The organism is Clostridium caldaquaticum, assembly GCF_023806125.1.
Classification (GTDB): Bacteria; Bacillota; Clostridia; order Clostridiales; family Clostridiaceae; genus Clostridium_AT; species Clostridium_AT caldaquaticum.
This window is the reverse complement of record NZ_JAMSKT010000019.1, coordinates 53,805-69,283: the sequence shown is the minus strand read 5'-3', so window position 1 is coordinate 69,283 and position 15,479 is coordinate 53,805. Positions and strand designations below refer to the sequence as shown.

14 protein-coding genes and 1 riboswitch are annotated in these 15,479 nt (G+C 31.9%); all 14 genes read left to right on the top strand.

Going from position 1 to position 15,479, the window contains the following annotated elements; genetic code table 11:
- Positions 1-677: RHS repeat-associated core domain-containing protein (locus M2651_RS12020; protein WP_252132592.1), on the top strand; the 677-nt coding region annotated here is incomplete at its 5' end.
- 22 nt (positions 678-699) lie between these two features.
- Entirely contained in the window at positions 700-975 is a 276-nt protein-coding gene (locus tag M2651_RS12015; protein WP_252132591.1) for a hypothetical protein, read from the top strand.
- Positions 976-1,163: 188 nt separating this feature from the next.
- Positions 1,164-1,838 (top strand): RHS repeat-associated core domain-containing protein, encoded by a 675-nt coding sequence (locus M2651_RS12010; RefSeq protein WP_252132590.1) that lies wholly within the window; start codon positions 1,164-1,166, stop codon positions 1,836-1,838.
- A gap of 94 nt (positions 1,839-1,932) precedes the next feature.
- Positions 1,933-2,844: a transposase gene (locus M2651_RS12005; RefSeq protein ID WP_252132589.1), complete on the top strand. Its 912-nt coding sequence runs from the start codon at positions 1,933-1,935 to the stop codon at positions 2,842-2,844.
- A 350-nt stretch (positions 2,845-3,194) separates the two neighbouring features.
- Positions 3,195-3,662: an Lrp/AsnC family transcriptional regulator gene (locus tag M2651_RS12000; protein WP_286208000.1), complete on the top strand. Its 468-nt coding sequence runs from the start codon at positions 3,195-3,197 to the stop codon at positions 3,660-3,662.
- A gap of 13 nt (positions 3,663-3,675) precedes the next feature.
- A complete protein-coding gene (locus tag M2651_RS11995) occupies positions 3,676-4,389 on the top strand; it encodes an AzlC family ABC transporter permease (protein ID WP_252132588.1) in 714 nt (237 codons plus the stop codon).
- Positions 4,389-4,724 carry a branched-chain amino acid transporter permease gene (locus M2651_RS11990; RefSeq protein ID WP_350338301.1) on the top strand — a complete coding sequence of 112 codons (336 nt, stop codon included), beginning with the start codon at positions 4,389-4,391 and terminating at the stop codon, positions 4,722-4,724. The genes M2651_RS11995 and M2651_RS11990 overlap by 1 nt, the downstream gene beginning before the upstream one ends.
- Before the next feature lie 87 nt (positions 4,725-4,811).
- Positions 4,812-4,993: riboswitch (Lysine riboswitch) on the top strand.
- A gap of 169 nt (positions 4,994-5,162) precedes the next feature.
- Positions 5,163-6,020: a transporter substrate-binding domain-containing protein gene (locus tag M2651_RS11985; RefSeq protein ID WP_252132587.1), complete on the top strand. Its 858-nt coding sequence runs from the start codon at positions 5,163-5,165 to the stop codon at positions 6,018-6,020.
- Between the two features lie 68 nt (positions 6,021-6,088).
- The gene (locus tag M2651_RS11980; protein ID WP_252132586.1) at positions 6,089-6,871 is read left to right on the top strand and encodes an amino acid ABC transporter permease; all 783 of its coding nucleotides are present in this window, start codon (positions 6,089-6,091) and stop codon (positions 6,869-6,871) included.
- A gap of 17 nt (positions 6,872-6,888) precedes the next feature.
- Positions 6,889-7,626 (top strand): amino acid ABC transporter ATP-binding protein, encoded by a 738-nt coding sequence (locus M2651_RS11975; protein WP_252132585.1) that lies wholly within the window; start codon positions 6,889-6,891, stop codon positions 7,624-7,626.
- A 258-nt stretch (positions 7,627-7,884) separates the two neighbouring features.
- A complete protein-coding gene (locus M2651_RS11970) occupies positions 7,885-9,069 on the top strand; it encodes a pyridoxal phosphate-dependent aminotransferase (protein ID WP_252132584.1) in 1,185 nt (394 codons plus the stop codon).
- 160 nt (positions 9,070-9,229) lie between these two features.
- Positions 9,230-11,185 (top strand): DNA gyrase/topoisomerase IV subunit B, encoded by a 1,956-nt coding sequence (locus M2651_RS11965; RefSeq protein ID WP_252132583.1) that lies wholly within the window; start codon positions 9,230-9,232, stop codon positions 11,183-11,185.
- Positions 11,186-11,202: 17 nt separating this feature from the next.
- Positions 11,203-14,145, top strand: coding sequence for a DNA topoisomerase IV subunit A (locus M2651_RS11960; RefSeq protein WP_252132582.1), 2,943 nt, complete (start codon positions 11,203-11,205; stop codon positions 14,143-14,145).
- Positions 14,129-15,391, top strand: a complete 1,263-nt coding sequence (locus tag M2651_RS11955; RefSeq protein WP_252132581.1) for a M16 family metallopeptidase — start codon at positions 14,129-14,131, stop codon at positions 15,389-15,391. The genes M2651_RS11960 and M2651_RS11955 overlap by 17 nt, the downstream gene beginning before the upstream one ends.
- Positions 15,392-15,479: the final 88 nt, after the last annotated feature.

Sequence of the window (15,479 nt, the reverse complement as noted above, 5' to 3'; positions counted from 1 at the left end):
GATATGATGAAGCAACAGGACTTTACTACTTGATGGCAAGATATTACGATGCAAATGTTGGAAGGTTTATAACAAGGGATACTTTCCATGGGTTTGAAGATGAGCCAAGAAGTTTAAATCAGTATGTTTACACAAATAACAATCCTGTAATGTATATTGATAAAGATGGTCATGCACCCACACCTATAGGTATTGCCCTTAGCATAATAGGGGGCATTGCAGGATGGGCTTTTGGCGATTATGTTGCAAAACATCTTGGGTGTACAGGAGCAAAATACTGGGCAGTTCGATCAGCAGTTATGCTTGGTGGTGCTGTGATTGGTTTCTTCGCTGGTGAACTTGTAGCAGGCATTACAACTAAGTATTTGATTGCAAATGCTAATATAGCAATACAAATGCCAAAATGGATTTTACAACTTATTGGATATTTCAAAGTACTTGACAATGGTGTTAACTTCTCATTAAAAGCAACAGAAAGAATGCAACAGACAGGGAGGTTTGTTCCTGTTCAAACTTTAATAGACGCAATCAAGAATGGTGTTGCTAAGCCAGACCCTAGAGGATCAAGAGCCATAATGTATTATTCTCGAATGATTAAAAATGGTGTATCATATAAACTGGAAGTATTATACGATAGATCAACTAATTCAATTTGGCATTTTATGTATACGAAATAATAACTATGAAAGGGATTTTTTTATGACACAAAAAGAAAAATTATATTATTTATTAAATTATTATTTAAAAAACAAATACGATACAAATATATTTTGTGATTTATTTTCAGATACATTTAATTTAGAATACGATAATTCATTAACAAAAATAGAACAACAATTATTTGAAGAGTTAATGATTGTAACAAGTAGGTTTTCACCTTTTGAAGAAGATTTAAAAATACCTAATGCCTTTTATAGTGAACAAGAAGTTAGAATAAAAGCAAAGGAAGTTGCAAGTGCATTAAATTTAATTTAAACTCGATTTGCAATTAATATAGTAAGTATTAATAAGGTTTAGAATAAATATAAATCAATCCATTTTAAATATAACATTATAGCTATAAATATAATTTTCAGAAAAAGTGTAGTTAAAAGGATAACTATACTCTTTCTTGTACAAAAGAGATACTGCCTACTACGTAGTTGTTATTTCAAAGCAGTAGTGTGGCATCAGCTAACCCATTAAGATATGCAGGATACAGATATGATGAAGCAACAGGACTTTACTACTTGATGGCAAGATATTACGATGCAAATGTTGGAAGGTTTATAACAAGGGATACTTTCCATGGGTTTGAAGTTGATATCTTGAGCTTAAATCAATACACATCTGCACAGAATAATCCTGTTATTTATGCAGATCCTAGTGGACATGTTGTGGTAAATGTTGTAGGTGCAGTAATAGGTGCAGGATTAGGTGGTTTACTCGGCAAAGCTGTTGCAGATTATTATAAACTAACAGGATGGAAAAGAAATGCAACTATAGCTGGATTTGCGGTAGGAGGAGCTGCACTAGGGTGGTTTGCAGGTTCGGTTATAAAGAACCTTGCAGGCATGTTGATGACTTATGTATTGACCAATCCTAATTATCAGCTAGCACAAAAGATTGCAAACAAGTATGGAGGAACGTTAGAGAATGCAGCTGGTGACGGATGGGTTATACGAATACAAAAAATAACCCTTAGAATAATGAATTCAGGCGGTGGGAGAACTAATTATTGGAGACTTTCAATAGGAAATAAAGGTACTGTCGATAAGTTGGGAAATTTTTCTAATGACAGAGCTTTGACCCACATCGATATAACTAAAAATAGTTTCAATGAAATATGCAGAAGATAGGGACATATAAGTACTATTTAGAAACAAAGAATAACATCTTAATTCAAAGGGAATACTAATTACAAAGTAAACTTTTGAATGGAGATGTTTTTTTATGCCAAGAATAGCAAGGCAAAAGAAAGAAAACGCTATTTTTCATGTAATGGCTAGAAGTATAAGTGAAGTTAATTTGTTTAAGGATAATCAGGATAAGGCTTGTTATTTAGAGTTTGTTAAAAAATATCAAAAAACTTATGAATTTAGAGTATATGGATACTGTCTCATGGATAACCATCTTCATTTAATAATAGATACTAATGGAACAGATATTTCAAGGATTATGCACAGCATAAATTTTTCCTACGCACAATATTTTAACCACAAACATAAAAGACATGGACATCTATTTCAAGACAGATTTAAAAGTAAAATGGTAAAGAGTGAAGTATATCTCTATGCTCTATCAGCCTATGTACATAACAACCCATGTGATATTAAGGGATTTGAAAACTGCCCAGAGAAATACGAATTTTCAAGTCTTCCAATATATCTAGGGCTAAGACATGACCCCTATGAACTAATTGAAGATGGTTTTATTATGGGTATGTTTAGCAAAAATCCTAAAAAAGCAAGGGAAAGTTATATGAGATTAGTATATAAATGCTGTGATAAAGTTTTTAAAGAGGAAGTTGAATTTTTAAGCGAAGGGACAGAATACAGAAGTGGAAGAAAGATATTAGTCAGGAACGTTAAAATTAAAGAGATAATAGAATTTATTGCATTAAAGATGGAAGTTAAAAAAATAAAATTACATACTAAATACTGTAGGGAAATAGTTGAAGCAAAGGCTTTAGCTGTACTTTTAATGAGAAGTCTTTGCAACTTAAAATGCAGTGAAATTTGTCGTGTCTTTGGAAACATAACTCAAAGCAGGGTTTCAAAATTAAGCAGCCTTGGGGTAAAGCTTCTTGATGAGGAGAAATATAGGAATATAACCCGGGAGTTTATGATGGAATATGCTTGTTAAAGAAAAAATAAATTGTAGAAGTAAAGGCATGACAAAATATTAACAAAATATTAATGATTATCTAACATTATAATTGGACAAGCATTGAAAAAAATATTAAATTAACAAGAAATTATTTTAAACTGTAATAATAAAGAAACATAATAATTAAAATTTAATCTAAAAAGAATAGAACTTTTAGGCAGTAGGTTAAAATATTAAATAACTGTCCCTATTGCTCCTATTGCTCTGTTGTTGCGCTGTTGTATTTAATTCTTATATTTTATTTACAAACAAAATATAATATGGTATTATCGTTATTATACAAAACAAAATTTTTTGTATAGGGCAAAGGAGGATATAATATTGTAATGATACTTGATAATACTGATAGAGCAATTTTAAGAGAATTGCAGGAAGACGGTTCAATTTCAAATTTAGAATTATCAAAAAAAGTTGGATTATCACCATCAGCTTGCCTTGCAAGAACAAAGAACTTGGTAGAAACTGGAGTTATAAAAAAATTTGCTGCTATTGTTGATGAGAAAAAATTAGGAATGGAAGTACTTGCATTTGTACTTGTCAATTTATCACCTTTAAACAGGGAAACAATACATTCATTTTTAGAGGATGTGAATAGATTTCCACAGATTCAGGAATGTTATACACTTACAGGAAGTCATGATTATCTCCTTAAAATTGTAGCAAAAGATATGGAAAGTTATAGGGATTTTATAATTGATTCATTAATGAAGAATACAACAATTAGCAGTGTAGAAACAAGTATGGTAATGGGTATAGAAAAACGAACTGTCAATGTACCCGTCGATGAAGTTTAAAGAGGTGATAATATTGAAAGAAAAAACATTAGCATTAAAGGCAGCATTTCCTCATACTATTCCAGTATTTACTGGGTTTACTTTTTTAGGAATTGCTTATGGTATTTTAATGAGCAGTAAGGGATATGGTGTTCACTGGATAGTTTTGATGAGTCTTATGGCATTTGCAGGTTCAGCTCAATATGTTGCAATTACTTTTCTTACATCAGCATTTAATCCTGTTTATGCGCTACTTGTGACATTGATGATAAATGCCAGGCATATATTTTATGGAATTTCATTACTTGAAAAGTATAAGGATGCTGGTAAATTTAAGCCATATCTTATCTTTGGTTTGTGTGATGAAACATTTTCTATTATATGTTCAGCTGAGCCGCCAAAGGATGTAAATCGGAAATGGTTTAATTTTTTTATTACACTTCTTGACCACAGTTATTGGGTGTTAGGTTCTGCACTTGGTGGAATAGTAGGTTATATAATTTCATTCAATACAAAGGGGCTTGATTTTGTGTTAACTGCTCTTTTTGTAGTAATATTCGTAGAACAGTGGAAAAGTCAGAAAAATCACAAACCTGCAGTAATAGGTGTTTTATGTTCTATTATATGTTTGCTTGTTTTCGGACAAAGCAATTTTATTATTCCTTCTATGTTATCAATATTGGCGGTATTAATAATATCCCGAAAAAAATGTGTTGAAAAGAAAGTAGCAGCAGAGGAGGGAATATAGTGATTTTAACGCCTGTTCAAACATTTATTATTATTTGCATGGTAACAATTGGTACGATGATAACAAGGTTTTTGCCTTTTATTTTATTTAAAGATATAAAATCTAATAATTCATATATAAATTATCTTGGACAAGTTTTGCCTTTTTCTGCTATCGGTTTGTTAGTGGTATACTGTCTTAAAACGGTTAATTTCAGAAGTTCTGCATATTGGATTCCAGAACTTATAGCTATTCTTTGCATTATAGTGATTCATAATTGGAAAGAAAATACACTTCTAAGCATTGGGGTAGGTACGGTTATTTATATGGTTTTTGTTCAATTTGTATTTATGTAAATTATTAAGGTTTTTACTTTTTTATATTGACGAAAATATTATTTTGCAGTAGAATATAAATGAAAATTTAATAAAACCTCACTTTTCTAGTGAGGTAGAGGCGCGGTGTTTAACAGTCTTTAGAGGAGTAGGAGAAGCAATGATTCTAAGGAGAAGGAAACATCGCCGAAGCTAGTAATATTCTCAGTATTACTTGCTGGGTCTGCAGTTAAGAGCTGCAGGACTGTCTCAATAAACGTCCCGGTTTATTGAGTTGTGCTATCTCATTTGGGAAAAGAAGGAGTATTGGGTAATTTTGCGTATTACGACCTGAGCTCGCCTCAGGTCTTTTTGTATGTCGTAAAATTTTTAAACATACATTAAACAGTATAAACTTTGTTTATAGGAGAGGTTTAAAATCGTATATTAAATTAAATAAAATGTAAGGAGAGATTTATCATGAAGAAAAAAATATCATTATTAATTGCAATGTCTTTATCAGCAGTTATGATTTTAACAGGATGTGCATCAAGCAGCAAAAAAGAGGAAGTAAAGTCAACAACTGAACAAGCAGCAACAAAAGGTGGAACTTTCAAGGTAGGTATGGAAGCTGGATATGCTCCTTTTAACTGGACTCAAACAGATGCATCAAATGGTGCTGTTAAAATTGAGGGCAGCTCAGAATATGCAGGAGGATACGATGTAGAAATGGCAAAAAGAATTGCTAAAGATTTGGGTAAAGAGCTGGTTATAGTTAAGACTGAGTGGGATGGTCTTGTTCCAGCACTAACTTCTGGTAAAATTGATGCGATTATTGCAGGTATGTCTCCAACAGCAGAGCGTAAGCAGACAATAGATTTTTCAAACAACTACTATAAATCAGATTTAGTTATGGTTGTTAAAAAGGGCGGTAAATATGATGGTGCTACTTCCATCCAAGACTTTAAAGGAGCAAAGATAACTGCTCAGTTAAACACTTTCCATTATACAGTAATAGATCAAATTCAAGGCGTGGCTAAACAGCCTGCTATGGATAACTTCCCTGCAATGAGAGTTGCTCTTGAATCAGGAATGATTGATGGATATGTTTCAGAACGTCCAGAAGGGGTTAGTGCTGAGTCTGCTAATTCAAATTTTAAAATGGTAGAATTTAAAAATGGATTTACTACTTCAGATGAAGATACAGCAATTGCTGTAGGTGTTGCAAAAGGCAGTGATTTAACTGAAAAAATTAATAAAACCTTAGCAGGTATCTCAGAAGAGGAGAGAAAAACTATTATGGATACTGCTATTAAAAATCAACCAGCAGCTAAATAGTATTTTTTGAAACCGGGTGCGGTATAACGCATTCGGTTTCTGACTAAAGGAGAATAAGGAGGAGAAAAATGAGCATAGAGTGGATTGTGAAAATCGTTTCAAAAAACTGGCCCATGTTTCTTAGAGGAGCAGGCACAACGCTGGTAATTTCTATGATTGGTACTGTTTTAGGCTCTATTATCGGTTTGTTAGTAGGGGTTATACGTACTATTCCAATGCCTGAACGTGGAGTAAAAAGAGGTTTTCTTAAGGTTATTAATGCAATTCTTTCAGTTTATATAGAAGTTTTTCGTGGAACTCCTATGATTGTACAAGCTATGGTAATTTATTATGGATCCAAGTTAGCTTTCAATATAGATATGGATAAGTTTACAGCTGCAATAATTATAGTGTCTATTAATACTGGAGCTTATATGTCTGAGATAGTTAGAGGAGGTATTGTTTCTATTGATAAAGGGCAATTTGAAGCAGCTCATGCTATAGGAATGAACCATATTCAGACTATGCTTAATGTAGTATTACCTCAAGTAATTCGAAATATTTTACCAGCAACAGGTAATGAGTTTGTAATTAATATAAAAGATACTTCAGTACTTAATGTAATTTCAGTATCAGAATTATTTTTCCAAACTAAATCAGTTGCAGGAATGAATTTTCACTATTTTGAATCTTTCTTTGTAGCATGTGTACTTTATTTTGTTATGACCTTTACAATAACAAGAATACTGCGTTACATTGAGAGGAAACTGGAGGGGCCAGAGAATTATATTATGTATGCTAATCAAATGCAGGTAGAAACTCCTGAAGATATGCTTCGCAGAACAAATAATGGCGGAACAGGACATTATTAGATGAAGGAGGGAAAAGAATGGAAAAAGTAATAGAGATTCAACATTTAAGTAAATCCTTTGGAAGTCATGAAGTATTAAAAGATATAGATTTTTCAGTAAACAAAGGAGAAGTAGTTTGTATAATTGGTTCTTCAGGTTCTGGCAAATCAACTCTTCTTCGATGTGTCAACCTTTTAGAAAAACCAAGTGGAGGCCAAATTATTTATAAAGGTGAAAATATTTTAGATGATAAGCATGACATTTATGCATATCGTACTAAGCTTGGAATGGTGTTTCAGCAGTTTAATTTGTTTAATAATCACAATGTTTTAAGCAACTGCACCGTTGGACAGATGAAGGTGTTAAAACGCTCCAAAGAAGAAGCAGAAAAAGTTGCTATGAAATATTTGAAGGTAGTTGGAATGGATAAGTATATAAATGCAAAACCAAAACAGCTATCTGGCGGTCAAAAACAGCGTGTAGCCATTGCAAGAGCACTTTCTATGGAACCAGATGTTATGCTTTTTGACGAACCTACTTCAGCACTGGACCCAGAGATGGTTGGTGAAGTTCTTAAGGTTATGAAGGAACTTGCTGGATCTGGTCTTACAATGCTTATCGTAACTCATGAAATGGGATTTGCAAAGGAAGTAGCTGATCGTGTAGTATTTATGGATAAAGGAGTTATAGCAGAAGAAGGAACTCCAGAGCAAATATTCAACAACCCAACTCAGGAACGTACCAGAGAGTTTTTAAAACGCACTTTAAATCAATAATTTAGTTAAAATTTTTGTTTTATAGAAAATCTATAGGGAGCTGTTCGTTGTTTAACGGAGGCTCCTTTTTAAAACAATTAGACAAGAGAATATGTCGTTGTTTATAGAATAATTTTTAAAGTATTTTTTAAATTTGAAAGGGTATTAGCTAAATAAATTTTTTATTATTGAGATTATTAAAAATGTTCTATATAATGTATATAAAGCCAGGGGGCTTTATATAATTATTTTATTTATCTTAGAAGGGGGCAAAAAAATATGATTTCAAATAAAGTTGCAGGATATATCAAAAATAGTTCACAGATAAGAGCTATGTTTGAAGAAGGTAAAAGATTAGCAGCAAAATATGGTGCGGAAAATGTGTATGATTTTAGTATAGGAAATCCAAATGTAGCACCTCCAGAGGCTGTGAAAAATGCTATCATAGATATTATAAACAATGAAGATATAAATATGGTTCATGGATACATGAATAACTCTGGTTATGAAGATGTAAGAGAAGCAATTGCAGAATCTATTAATGATAAGTTTGGTACAAATTTTAATAAAAACAATATTGTTATGACAGTAGGAGCTGCTGGAGGATTAAATGTTATTTTCAAAGCCCTTCTGAACCCAGAAGATGAAGTAATAGTGTTTGCTCCTTTCTTTGGAGAGTATAACGGATATGTTTCTAATTCTGAGGGGAAAGTAGTTGTAGTATCACCAAATACCATAGATTTTCAACCTAATCTTTCAGAATTTAAAGAAAAAATAAATCACAAAACAAGAGCGGTTATTGTTAATTCTCCTAATAACCCTACAGGAGTAGTTTATTCAGAAGATACTATTATTAAAATGTCTGAGATACTTAGAGAAAAACAAAAGGAATTAGGAACAGAAATCTATATCATTTCTGATGAGCCTTATCGTGAACTAGTATATGACGGAGTAGAGGTTCCATATATTACAAAATATTATGAAAATACTATTGTTGGTTATTCCTATAGCAAATCTCTATCTTTGCCTGGAGAGAGAATTGGTTATTTGGTAGTACCAAGTGAAGTAGCAGATTTTCAAAATTTGATTGCTGCTGTAAATGTAGCTAACAGAACTTTAGGTTTTGTAAATGCTCCTTCATTATTTCAGCGTGTAGTTGCAAGATGTTTAGATGCTAAAGTGGATTTAAATATATATAATAGAAATAGAGAATTACTATACAATAGTCTTGTAGAATATGGCTATGAATGTATTAAACCGCAAGGTGCCTTTTATTTATTTGTAAAATCTCCAATTGAAGATGATATAAAATTCTGCAACTTGGCTAAACAGCATAATATACTCATTGTTCCAGGAACTTCGTTTGCCTGTCCAGGTTATGTAAGAATTGCGTATTGTGTAGCTTATGAAACGATTGAGAGATCTTTACCTAAATTCAGGGAATTGATTAACGAAATTAAATAATGATAAAGCAATAGGCAATTAGTTAATTTTAACTGATTGCCTATTGCTTTATTTATAGTAATGTCATACAATAGAACATGCGTTCTCAAACATTCCCTTTACTTTTTGAAAAAAAACTATACAATTAATTACATACAGTTTTAACACATGGAGGATAAATATGGAAAAAGATAAAAATAGAAAAAACTCCTACGATGTTACGGATTTAACTTCCCTAGAGAAATTGGAACCAGTAAGAGTAAGACCAGGAATGTATATAGGTTCTACAGGTTCTAGGGGTCTACATCATTGCTTGTGGGAAATATTGGACAACTCTATAGATGAAATATCAAATGGTTATGGTAATAAGGTAACAATAATACTTAATAAGGATAAAAGTGCAACAGTAATAGATAATGGAAGAGGAATACCAACAGGTATTCATCCTATTAAAAAAAAATCTGGAGTGGAGATGGTTTTTACAGAGCTCCATACTGGTGGAAAGTTTGATAATAAGAACTATAAAACTTCAGGAGGACTTCATGGAGTTGGTGCAGCAGTGGTAAATGCTCTTTCGGAATGGGTGGAGGTAGAGGTTCATCAAAATGGACAAATATTTAGGCAAAGGTTTGAGTATACCTTTGACAGTGAGCTTAAAAAAAAGATGCCGGGAACTCCTGTTTCTCCTCTTGAAGTTATAGGAAAAACTAAAGAAAATGGAACAAGAGTTACTTTTAAACCTGACAAAGAGGTTTTTTCAACTACTGATTTTAAATTTGAAATAATAGATGAAAGACTTCAGGAATTATCATTTCAGAACAAGGGTATTACTCTAGTACTTATTGATGAAAGAGAAGCTGAACTTGTAAAAAAAGAATACTATTCAGAAAGAGGACTTTTAGATTTTATACATTATTTAAATGAAAGCAAGTCGGTGCTTCATCAAGAGCCTATACTGTTTGAAGGTGAAAGATTTATAAATGGTCTAAATATATATGGTGAAGTGTGTATGCAGTTTACAGATTCTACTACTGAGTATATTGCAAGCTACGTTAATAACATACCGACTCGTGATGCTGGAACACATGAGAGCGGTTTTAAAACAGGAATGACAAGAGCATTTAAGGAATGGGCTAAAAAGCTAAATCTAATAAAGGAAAAGGATAAGGAATTTGAAGGTGATGACTTGAGAGAAGGTCTTACTGCTATAGTAAGAATAAAAATAAGTAATCCTGTTTTTGAAGGCCAGACTAAGAATAAGCTTGGAAATAATGAAGCATATACTATGATGAATGATTTAGCTTACACTAAGCTTTCAGAGTGGATTGAAGACAATAAAGATATTGCAGCAATTATGATTAACAATGCTATAGAAGCAGCTGCCAGAAGAGAAAAAATAAAAAAGATAAATGAGGCAGAAAAGAAAAAGGTGGGAAAAGGTACTGCACCTCTTGCAGGGAAAATAGCTGTATGTACCTTAAAAGATCCTTCTTTATGTGAATTTATAGTTGTTGAGGGAGACTCGGCTGGAGGAAGTGCAAAACAGGCAAGGGACAGAAGATTTCAAACTATAATGCCTTCAAAAGGAAAGATAATGAATACGGAAAAGCAAAAGCTGGAAAATGTGCTTAGTAGTGAAGAATTAAAAATATTTAACGCAGCAGTAGGAACTGGAGTGCTTGATAATTATAAGGAAGAAGACTTAAGATATGGAAAAATAATAATAATGGCAGATGCGGATGTAGACGGCTATCATATTAGAACACTTTGGATGACATATATTTACAGATATATGAGGCCGCTTATTGCTAATGGACATTTATACATAGCTCTTCCACCTCTTTATAAGGTTTATAAAAGTGATAAAAAAGGGGAAATAGTTAAATATGCTTATAGCGATGAGGAACTGGAAACTGTGAAAAAACAGGTTGGAAAAGGAGCTATGCTGCAAAGATATAAAGGTCTTGGAGAGATGAATGCAGATCAGCTTTGGGAGACAACCCTAAATCCTGAAACTAGAACTCTTCAGCAAGTTACCATAGAAGATGCCGCAAAAGCAGAAAAAATGATTTCTCTTCTTATGGGAGATGTAGTAGAGCCTAGAAAAAACTATATGTATAAGTATGCGGAATTTTAGAAGAAAGGTTGAAGCATATGGCTAAAAAAATAGATATTCCAAAGGATAATAATATTATAAAAATACCTATTGAGGAAGCAATGCCGGAAAATTATCTTCCTTATGCTGTAGAGGTTGCAAAGGATAGAGCATTGCCAGATGTAAGAGATGGATTAAAGCCTGTTCATAGAAGAATTCTTTATGGAGCCTATACTCTTAAGGCTTTTCCTGATAAACCTTATTATAAATCTGCCAGAATTGTAGGAGATATACTTGGAAAATATCATCCTCATGGAGACAGCTCGGTGTATGAGTCTATGGTAATATTAGCTCAAGATTTTACAACGAGAATGCCTTTAATTGACGGACATGGAAACTGGGGAAGTCAGGATGGGGACAGTGCTGCAGCTATGCGTTATACTGAAGCAAGACTAACTCCTTTAGCTATGGAAATGATAAGAGATATAGATAAAGATGTAGTTGATATGGTGGACAACTATTCAAATACTGAGAAGGAGCCAAAGGTGCTTCCAAGTAAGTTTCCAAACCTTTTAGTAAACGGAGCCTTTGGTATAGCAGTGGGACTGGCAACTAACATACCTCCTCACAATTTAAAAGAAGTTATAGATGGAACTATAGCCTTTATAGATAATAATGAAATTACAACTAGGGAGCTTTTAAGCTTTATAAAAGGACCAGACTTGCCTACAGGTGGAATAATTATAGGTAAGAATTCTTTGATTTCTGCTTATGAAACTGGAGAAGGAAAAGTAACTTTAAGAGCCAAGGCAAAGGTTGAAAAACTTGAAAATGGAAGATTAGGAATTGTAATTACTGAGTTCCCTTACAGAAGGTCAAAGGCAAAGCTTCTTCAGACTATATCCGAAATGACAGGAGATAAAAAACATTCAAAAGTTTTGGAGGCTATAACAGATATAAGAGACGAATCAGATAGAAACGGAGTTAGGGCTGTAATTGAGTTTAAAAAATCTGTTGATGAGGCTGCAGGAGAAAAAATATTAAAATATTTATTTAAAAAGACTGATTTACAGTGTAATATATCCTTTAACATGGTTGCTCTATCTAATGGAAAGCCAGAAACTATGGGACTTAAAACTATAATAACCCATTATGTAAATCATCAAAAAGAAGTAGTAACAAGAAGAACTGTAAGAGAACTTGAAATTGCAGAAAAAAGATTTCATATAGTTGAAGGTTTTATAAAGGCTATTGGAATAATGGATGAAATAATTGCTCTTATAAGAGCTTCAAAGTCTAAAAAAGATGCCCAAAAAAATCTGGTTTTAAACTTTGGATTTACAGAAATTCAGTCAGAAGCTATACTGGAGCTTATGCTTTATAGATTAACTGGTCTTGAAATTAAAACTTTCGAAAAGGAGTATAAGGACTTAGAAAAGGAAATTGCTAGGCTTAGAAAGATTTTAGATAATGAAAAAGAACTTTTGAAGGTTATAAAGAAGGAGCTTTTAGAAATAAAAGAAAAGTTTGGAGATAATAGAAGAACAGCTGTAATTGAGGATGATGAAGAAGCTAAAATAGATGTTGAAGAGCTTATAGTAGTGGAAGACATTGTAGTAACAATGTCTAATGAAGGTTTTATAAAAAGGGTACCTTTAAAATCTTATAACAGAATAAACAGCAGCGTTGAGGACATAGATTATAGAGAAGGAGATTTTAATAAGTTTGTCTTTGAATCTAACACAAAGCATACAATTATGCTATTTACTGATAAAGGAAATATGTATCAGTTAAAAGGTAATGCTGTTCCAGAATATAAATGGAAGGAAAAGGGCGAGAGAATAGACGAAATTGTGAAGTCTTTGAATTTAAGCATTGAAAAAATAGTATCCGTACATTCTATAGAGGATATATCTGTTCAAAAGGATTTTATTTTTATAACAAGTAAAGGGAATATAAAAAAGACAGGCTTAGATAAGTTCAACAGTACTTATTCAAAGCTGCAGGCATTAAAATTAAAAGATAATGAAACTTTAGCAGATGTAAAACTTGTAGAAAAACAGCGAAAAGAGGGTTTTGTTAAAATAATAACAAAAAATAGTCTGCAGTTTGTTGTTAAAGAGCCTATAATTGAAGCGCTAGAAAGAAATATTTCTTCTTTGAAATTGGTAAACTTATGTCCTAAAGATGAAGTCATATCTGTAGAGTATATAGAGGAAGGAGAGTATAAAGAGTTTTATTTAGCTGTAAGTGCAGAAGGCAGTATGAAAGTGTATAGCAGCAAAAAGGCCATTGGTAAAAAAAATAAATCTATATTTACAAACTCTTTGGAAAAAATATTTATATTTTTAGACAATGGAACGGCAGTTAGCTTTGATGCTGTTATGCTTTCCAATTTAGAAGATAGAGAAATAAGTTTAAACAGTTTATTTGATATTGACAGCAGAGTAAAAGTATTAAACTTAATTGGTATTAAAGATACAAAAAAGAATATTGATATATTCTTTTTTACAGCAAAAGGACTTGTTAAAAAAACTGGTTTTGAAGATTTTAATGGAGATTTCAGCAGTATTGTATCTTATAAATTTAAGAGTGAAGATGACAGGCTTATTGATGTTTTATTTAGTTTAAGAGATACAAAAAAGGATATTTTAATAATTACAAAGAAAGCTTTCGGAATAAGAATTGATGAACAAGACATACCAACTATGGGAAAAGCTGCTTCAGGTGTTTTAGGTATAAACCTAAAAGATCAGGATGAAGTTATTTTCGCAGCACTAATAAATAGAGAAGAAGTTGTGAACTCTATAAAAATAGATGAGATAGCCTTATCTCTAGAAAGTTATTGTGAAATTATATTGACTACAAATAAGAAAAATAACCAAAATGTAAGCCTTCAAAGCATTAAAAAGCAAAACAGAGCTGGAAGAGGTGTAAGCCTTATGCTTGCAGTTTTGGATGAAGTTGTTAAAGAAGTAAAAATAAATGAAAAAGCAAGATGAATTAAGAATCGGGGGAATAGGCTTGCAAAAACAAATTCTAATTAATGGTATTAAATTTATATATGAATACAGATCAGGAAACCTTACATCCTTTTGCATTGGTTTTGAAGCAGGTGCTTTAATGGAAGAAGGGTATAAAAAAGGCATTGCTCATGTAGTTGAGCATATGCTTTTTAAAGGTACTAGCACAAGAAGTGAGAAGGAAATTAATAAACTTTGTGATGAGGTTTTTGCTTTTCATAATGCCATGACAAATTATCCTTATTGTATATATTATGGAACAACTCTAAGTGAGGATTTTAGAACAGGTTTTGAATTATACTCAGATATTATTTTAAACCCAAGCTTTAAAGAAGAAGGTTTTAAAGAAGAGATAGATATTATTTGTGAAGAGCTTTTAGAGTGGAAGGATGATATTACACAATACTGCGAGGATGAGCTTCTATTTAATGCATTTAAAAATAGAAGGATAAAAGAACTTATTATAGGGTCAAAGGAAAGTGTTAAATCTATAACTCTAGATGAGATAAAAGCATTTTATGAAAGGTTTTATGCTCCTGAAAACTGTGTAGTTACAGTTATATCCTCATTAGGTTTTCATGAGGTATTAAAAATAGTTAAAGAAAATTTAGGAGAGTGGAGAAAGGAATATGTAAAGCCTCAGCTGAAACTGTACGAAGATAATATTTCAGGAATATTTATAAAGGAACGAAAAGGAATAAGCGGAGCAAAACTTCAGTATATATATTCAATTCATGAGCTCACTGATAGGGAAGTAAATATCTTGAAGCTTTTTAATGTAAGTTTTGGAGAAGGGATAAGCAGTATTCTCTATGATGAAGTAAGAACAAAGCATGGACTTGTATATGATATAGGAAGCACTATTAAAAATGAAAAAGGAATAAAACTATATACAATTTATTTTGGAACTTCTAAGTTCAATATAAAAACTGCAATAAAGCTTATAGACAGTATAATAAATGACATTAAAACAAGTAAAAATTATTTTACGAAAGAAAGAATAGAAAATACTGCTAAAATCATAAAGCTTAAAAGAGAATTTAATATGGAAAGAGCTGTGGAGCTTTGCAAAAGTTTAACTTCCTACGAAATAATGTATGGTTCTTATGAAAAGTTTTTATATGAGGAAAATAATTTAAACAATTTTACGGAAGAAGAAATACTTAAGGTTATAAATAAAGTATTAACAAAACCTTCTATTCAGATAATAAGCCCTGAAATTTAGATTGTCTTATAGCTGCAAATAAAACATATATTTCCTGGGAAATTATGTATATGTTATTTTCATGAGTTTTTTAATATATTAGTATTTT